Annotated in this window: 4 protein-coding genes; 2 read left to right on the top strand and 2 right to left on the bottom strand. The window is 44.7% G+C overall.

Annotated elements, in window-relative coordinates; translation table 11 throughout:
• Positions 1-17 precede the first annotated feature (17 nt).
• The gene (locus KXQ82_RS09900; RefSeq protein ID WP_219488055.1) at positions 18-2,789 is read right to left on the bottom strand and encodes an exo-rhamnogalacturonan lyase family protein; all 2,772 of its coding nucleotides are present in this window, start codon (positions 2,787-2,789) and stop codon (positions 18-20) included.
• 171 nt (positions 2,790-2,960) lie between these two features.
• Here KXQ82_RS09900 and dcp point away from each other — a divergent pair, with 171 nt between their 5' ends.
• A complete protein-coding gene (gene dcp, locus KXQ82_RS09895) occupies positions 2,961-5,093 on the top strand; it encodes a peptidyl-dipeptidase Dcp (protein WP_219488053.1) in 2,133 nt (710 codons plus the stop codon).
• Positions 5,094-5,123: 30 nt separating this feature from the next.
• Here the strand turns inward: dcp and KXQ82_RS09890 are convergent, their stop codons facing one another.
• A complete protein-coding gene (locus KXQ82_RS09890) occupies positions 5,124-5,327 on the bottom strand; it encodes a DNA-directed RNA polymerase subunit alpha C-terminal domain-containing protein (protein WP_219488052.1) in 204 nt (67 codons plus the stop codon).
• 94 nt (positions 5,328-5,421) lie between these two features.
• Between KXQ82_RS09890 and KXQ82_RS09885 the strand changes: the two genes are divergently transcribed.
• The gene (locus KXQ82_RS09885) at positions 5,422-6,843 is read left to right on the top strand and encodes an arabinose isomerase (RefSeq protein ID WP_219488050.1); all 1,422 of its coding nucleotides are present in this window, start codon (positions 5,422-5,424) and stop codon (positions 6,841-6,843) included.
• Positions 6,844-6,936: the final 93 nt, after the last annotated feature.

Raw genomic sequence — 6,936 nt, 5'->3', positions numbered from 1 at the left:
GGTTGGATATGGTTCGCCTACTTATCCCAGGCTGCGTTATGCTCAGGTATTTTATCACCTACCAGTTGCAGCAATTCAATAGCGTTCAAACACCATTGCGATGTACTATTGGTTGATAGATTCCTGATCTCGTTCAGCGGTTTAATTACCAAAGGACCGTTCAGTACCTGCGAATCGAACTTACCGGCACCGGGTACACGTACAGGGCCGCCGTTACGGCCTGCGCCCCTGGCACCTGCCGGAGCTGTACCCGCACCGCCACCACCACGACCGGCTTGCTGGGTTTGCAAAAATGTATCCCAGGCACGTGTCGCAAACTTAGGGTCTTTGGTTAGATAGTATGCATACGCAGGCTCCCGTGCAAAGTCCGATTGGGGTATACCTAACTGCGCCTTCACATCAGGGCCAAAGGCGGCCTGTACATCTTCAAGCGGTGCGCCATACAGTGATGTATATTGCAGGTAAAGCCTGTTCCAGTCTTTGTTGTTTAGTATGGGTGTAAGCTCCCATGCCATTTCCATGCCGCCCATCATTGTAGCGAGGGCTAGAAAACCTATATCTTTCTGATCAAGCTGGTACATGTGGTTGGTTTTAGGGTCATAACCCATACCCGCATCCCTGCCTTTGGCCGAGTAAAAACCATATGGCATTTTAGCAAAATCGTTCACACCAACCAATATTTTGTTCTTCCATTTAATATCGCCTGTGCGTTCCCACTCGGTCATCCAGTTACCAACCAAAGCTACCCAATCAGGGCCAAAGCGCGCATGGGTAGGGTACTGGCTTTTAGGCAACAGTTCCCGCAAAGGATCAACATGCGCAAGGCCGCTATCGGCGTTCATGGCCGTTTCATGCATCATGTCGCCTGTACGTTCATCTGTGGTGAGATAGTAATAGTAACGGCGCAGTACAGCCTGGCTTTCGCGTACCTCTTTCGATCCATCGCCCCAATGGTTCACATTATGGCGCGATCCTAAACCAGCCATCGGGCCTAAATGGTAGCAATCAACCTCGCTGGTATGTCGGGTCATGGCTTCGGCCATTTTAAATATATCGGCCCTTCCGGTGCGCAGGTAACTATACCAAAGCCATATATCGGTAGATAGCTCGGTGTTATCCCAGGCAAAACCGCCCATATCATATTTCCACGAATGGCGCGCTGCATCATACGAGTGCATCACATCGCCATAGTTCCAAAAGCCGTACCACTCGCGGTGGTCAATTTCCTGCTGGTAAAAGGTAATGGCTTTATCCAGTTGGTCTTCTATCCAGGCCTTTCCTTTGGTCGATCTGTCGGGCAGGCTCCATATTCCCAATGCACCAACCTGGTGCAGGTATTGCGGTGTTGATACCAACAGGGTTGTATTATTTGTGATGGCCACATCATTAGCTAATTGCTGGTTGGTGGGCATGCCGCCATACGGACTGATCATGATCTCGCTGGTGCGGGCCACACCGTATGGGGTGCTGTAGCCGGGCTGCACATCCTCATAGGTTATATTCAGATCGTGCGCAGTAGTATCATAATGGCGCAGGTCCATCGCATCATTATACGGCGACCACATCCACAGTTTTATCTTAGCTTCTTTTGTATGCGCGCCCGTAACTTCCAAAGCTGCAGGGTAAGATTGCCAGAAGTTTTTAAGCGATAAGGCCAGCCCGCCGCTTACATCCCCAACAAAAGCAAGGCCTGTTGCCCGCTTGCCACCAATTACATCAAGGTAGCTGCTTGCGCCGTTTGTACGTTTTTGAATGTTGAAACCATCAGCGCTGCCTTGTACCAGTTTATAGTCGTTCCAACTGGCCATATTATCGTATAAGGCCTTTTGATCGGGAGCATCTTTTACGTTGGGTATAGGCTTGCCTGCTGCTTGCTCGTATGAGTATTGGCTTGGTCGCCTGCCGTTCAGTGGTTGTACAGGTTCGGCCCAGATACCATCGCCTTCGCCGCTAAAGCGCAAATGTCGGTTTTGTAACTCTTCCCGGAAAGGAACAGTAAATGTGAGGCCCAAACCCTTAATAAAATCCTTGTATTGGTCGCCATTATAAATAATAGTATGCACCACGCGGATACTCTGCGTGCCTTCATAAAAATACAAACGCACAATAAAAGGCATGGTGCTCAGGGTTCCCTGCTCGTTGGTGAAGCTGCCTTCAATACGTATGGTAGTGCGTATCGGGCCGCTCTGCTCAAACATTACCGTTTTTATTTTGCTGATGAGCTTTTGCTTAACAGCGGTGTTTTCAATATCAGCATCAGGCTTGTTTTGCATAATGCATTCCAGTATGCCATTGGTTGCTACCACTTTCCCTGCAATAGTTATTGATGGTATCAGCACATTGCCGGTTTTGGCAATATCACATTCCAGGCTGCCCGCACTTACATGGATGTTATTGCCCGCTATACTTTTGATCATTGATGGTTGCGATTCCAGTGTTTGCCTGTTAACCGGGGGCGCTATGGAAAGTGTAGCACCTTTTAAAGATGAATCGGCAACGGTGGCAAAAGCATTCCATTTAATGGATCCATCGGGCCAATAGGCTAAGGGCCATGCCTGTACGGCTGTTACTTTACCATCAGTAGCGGTTAATATAAAACGCTCACGAGTTTTTAATGCACCTTGCGGGAAGGGTACTCCCCAGCTTACTCCTGTTGGCTTTGTTGGGGCAGTATTTAGCCATGATAATTTTACAGGTTCGGGTTTGTTTTGGGCTTGCGCTGCCGGGCCATTTATTAAAACAGAAGCCATACCACAGAGCACCAACTTTATGTAAATATTAAATCGCATAATAATGATTTTGCAATAAGATTTGAAAAAGTATAGGTGATAGGTAGAACAAATGTAAAATATAATATTGAGTACATTGGTAACTTGTTTATTACCAACATTGATAATTTATTCGCTAACTTCGATTTTTACACCTATTAACTGAAACTTCATTTAACTAAATTATCAGATATGAAATCTTTATCTGTTCTATCATGTATTGCTATGGCTGCAATAATAAGCTCGTGTAATAGCGGTAACAAAAGCACCTCCACTGGTGCCGATTCGCTAACCAACAACCCATTCCTTGTAAAAAGTACGCTGCCTTTTGAGGCGCCCGATTTTACCAAAATAAAAGACGGCGATTTTAAACCCGCCATGGAAGAAGGCATGAAGCGCCAACTTGCCGAAATTCAAAAAATTGCCGATAATCCCGATGCTCCAACTTTTGAGAATACTTTGGTGGCGATGGAAAAAACCGGCGAACTGCTTAATCGTGTAAACGGTGTTTTTAATTTACTTACTGGTGCCAATACTAATCCAACGCTGCAAAAAGTGCAGGAAGAAGAAGCACCAAAACTGGCTGCCAATACGGATGCCATCTTTCTCAATACAAAACTGTTTAAACGTGTTGATGCCATTTGCCAGCAAAAAGAGCAGTTAAAACTTGATCCCGAATCAGACCGTTTGGTAGAGTATTATTACCAAACTTTTGTAATGGCCGGCGCTAAACTAAACGAAGATGATAAGGCCGCGTTAAAAAAGCTAAATGGCGAAGAGGCTTCATTGAGCGCTAAATTTACTAACCAGTTATTAGGTGCAACAAAGGCAGGCGCTCTCATCATCAGCGATTCGACTGAATTGGCAGGTTTACCAAAAGGAACCATGGATGCCGCCGCGCAGGCTGCCAAAGCTAAAGGGCTTAATGGTAAATGGATCATATCCTTACAAAACACTACCCAGCAGCCTAACCTGCAATTTTTAACTAACAGGGCTACGCGCCAAAAATTGTTCGAGGCATCATATAATCGTGCCGAAAAAAGTGATACCAACGATACCCGTGCTACCATTACCCGTATTGCACAATTGCGTGCCCAAAAGGCAAAATTGTTAGGTTACCCTAATTACTCGGCATGGGCGCTGCAAAACCAAATGGCTAAAACACCACAAGCGGTTGATGACTTTTTAAAAAAATTGGTGCCTGCTGCAACCGCCAAAGCCAAAGCCGAAGCTGCCGATATACAAAAAGTAATAGATGCGCAAAAGGGTGATTTTAAAGTACAGCCATGGGATTGGAACTTTTATTCGGAACAAGTGCGTAAAGCTAAATACGATCTGGACGAGAGCCAGGTTAAACCATATTTCGAGATCAGTAAGGTATTAGAGAATGGTGTATTTTATGCCGCTAACCAATTGTATGGCTTAAATTTTAAAGAACGCAAAGACCTGCCCGTTTGGGATAAAGACGTACGAGTTTTTGATGTGATGGATAAAGATGGCAGCCAAATAGGTTTATTTTATTGCGATTATTGGAAACGCGATAACAAATCGGGTGGTGCATGGATGAGCAATATCGTAAACCAATCTAAATTACTGGGCCAAAAACCCGTTATCTATAACATCTGCAACTTTACCAAACCTGCCCCGGGCCAACCGGCACTCATCAGCTTTGACGATGCTGTAACCATGTTCCACGAGTTTGGCCACGGCTTACATGGTTTTTTTGCTAACCAACAATACCCAAGTTTATCGGGCACCAACGTAGCCCGCGATTTTGTGGAGTTCCCGTCACAATTCAACGAGCATTGGGCATCCGATCCGAAGATATTCAATCACTATGCCGTGCATTACCAAACCGGAAAACCAATGCCGCAGGCTTTATTAGATAAGATAAAAAAGGCTGCTACCTTTAACCAGGGTTACGCTTTTACCGAGGTGTTGGCAGCGTCTGATCTGGATATCCAATGGCATGAGCTAAAAGCTGCCGACCCGCTGCAAGATGCTGATAAATATGAAACAGCGGCATTGCAACGCACCGGACTTTCTTTGCCCGAAGTGCCTTCGCGTTACCGGTCAAGCTATTTCCTGCACATTTGGGCCAATGGTTATGCATCGGGCTATTACGCCTATACCTGGACAAAAATGCTGGAAGAAGATGCTTATTCATGGTTTGAAGAGCATGGGGGCTTAACACGTGAGAATGGTCAGCGTTTCCGCGATATGATCTTATCTCAAGGTAACACAAAAGACCTTGCCCAGATATTCAAAGCTTTCCGCGGTCATGATCCGGATATTAAACCCATGTTGAAAGCCAAAGGTTTGTAATTTAAAGCGCCCGTGTTTCGGGCGCTTTTTTTATGCCTTAAATGTTATGTCTTTTTCGGCCATAATGGTTTTTAAGGTTTGCAAGCCATTTTTACCAATTCCATGTAATTTTATTAGCTCTGCTTCAGTTATTTTCGTCAGGTCATCAACCAATACGATTCCGGCATTGGCCAATGCCCTTTGCGCGGGTTGGGATAATTTGCCGAAGGGCAGGGTGCCGGGTTTAACTTTCATATCACTAAAATAAAATATTTCACCAAAAGCAGGTGAGGCAATGACAGTTGTGACTTATTTTATGCACTAATTTTACATCAATCAATTATAACACATGTCGCAATTAAAAGTAGGTTTATTCGGGATAGGCTTAGATGCTTACTGGCCCCAGTTTGAAGGTTTAAAAGAACGTCTTGAAGGTTATCTTAGCATAGTACATCAAAAACTAAGTAAACCTGGTAATGAGGTTATTAATTTAGGATTGATAGATAATCCTGAAAAAGCATTTGAAGCAGGCCGCAAATTCCGCACTGAAGATGTAGATATCCTGTTCCTGTATGTATCAACCTACGCATTGTCGTCAACCGTTTTACCTGTTGTGCAGCGTGCTAAAGTACCGGTTATCATCTTAAATCTGGCTCCCGAAGCGGCTATTGATTACACAACGTTCAATAACATGGCTAACCGTACTAAAATGACGGGCGAATGGCTGGCCTTTTGCTCTGCTTGCCCCGTGCCCGAAATAGCTAATGTATTTAACCGTACCGGTATTAAATTTCACCAGATAACGGGAATGTTGAATAACGACCCTGAATGTTGGGATGAGGTTGACGAATGGCTTGATGCAGCAAAAGTGGCTCATATTATGGCTTACAACCGCATGGGGTGCATGGGCCATTACTATAGCGGTATGCTCGATATTTACAGCGACCTTACCCTGCAATACGCAACTTTTGGCGGGCATATTGAACTGCTGGAAGTTGATGAGCTTGCCGCGATGAGAAAGCAGGTATCTAAAGGTGCGGTTGCCGAAAGGATAAAATTGTTTTACGATGCATTTGATGTACAGGCTGATTGTTCAATTGCAGAACTGGAACGTGCAGCCTCAACATCAATAGCACTGGATAAACTGGTCGAGCAATATAAGCTGGGTTCAATGGCTTATTTTTATAAGGGTACCGGCAATTTTGATAACGAGGATACCATAAGCTCTATCATATTAGGCAACTCCTTATTAACCGCACGCGGTATCCCTGTAGCTGGCGAGTACGAAATAAAAAATGCCCAGGCTATGAAAATAATGGACAGCTTTGGAGCAGGTGGCTCATTTACCGAGTACTATGCTATGGATTTTAATGAAGATGTAGTATTGATGGGACATGATGGCCCTGGCCATATTGCCATTGCCGAAGGTAAAACCAAAGTGCGCCCGCTATATGTTTATCATGGTAAAGTAGGTGGCGGATTATCTGTAGAAATGTCTGTAAAGAATGGCGCAGTAACCTTGCTTTCGGTTGTTGAGAAAGGCAATAAACTTATGCTATTGGTTGCCGAGGGTGAATCTGTTGCGGGGCCCATATTAGAGATAGGCAATACCAATAGCCGCTATAAATTCCCGATAGGAGCGCGTGCTTTCGTTAATAATTGGAACGCGCAGGGCCCTGCTCATCATTGTGCCGTTGGGGTGGGTCATATCGGCTCAAAAATTGAGAAATTAGGCTCTTTGCTTGCTATCGAGGTGGTTAAAGTTTGTTAAGTAATACGGTATTTATTTTCGTTAATATCAATAAAAAATAAAATAATTGCATAGCTTTATAAGGTTTGAAATGGTAATTTTAAACCTTTCGCC

This window comes from Mucilaginibacter rivuli, from assembly GCF_019391655.1.
Classification (GTDB): domain Bacteria; phylum Bacteroidota; class Bacteroidia; order Sphingobacteriales; family Sphingobacteriaceae; genus Mucilaginibacter; species Mucilaginibacter rivuli.
This window is presented reverse-complemented; position numbering and strand designations above follow the sequence as displayed.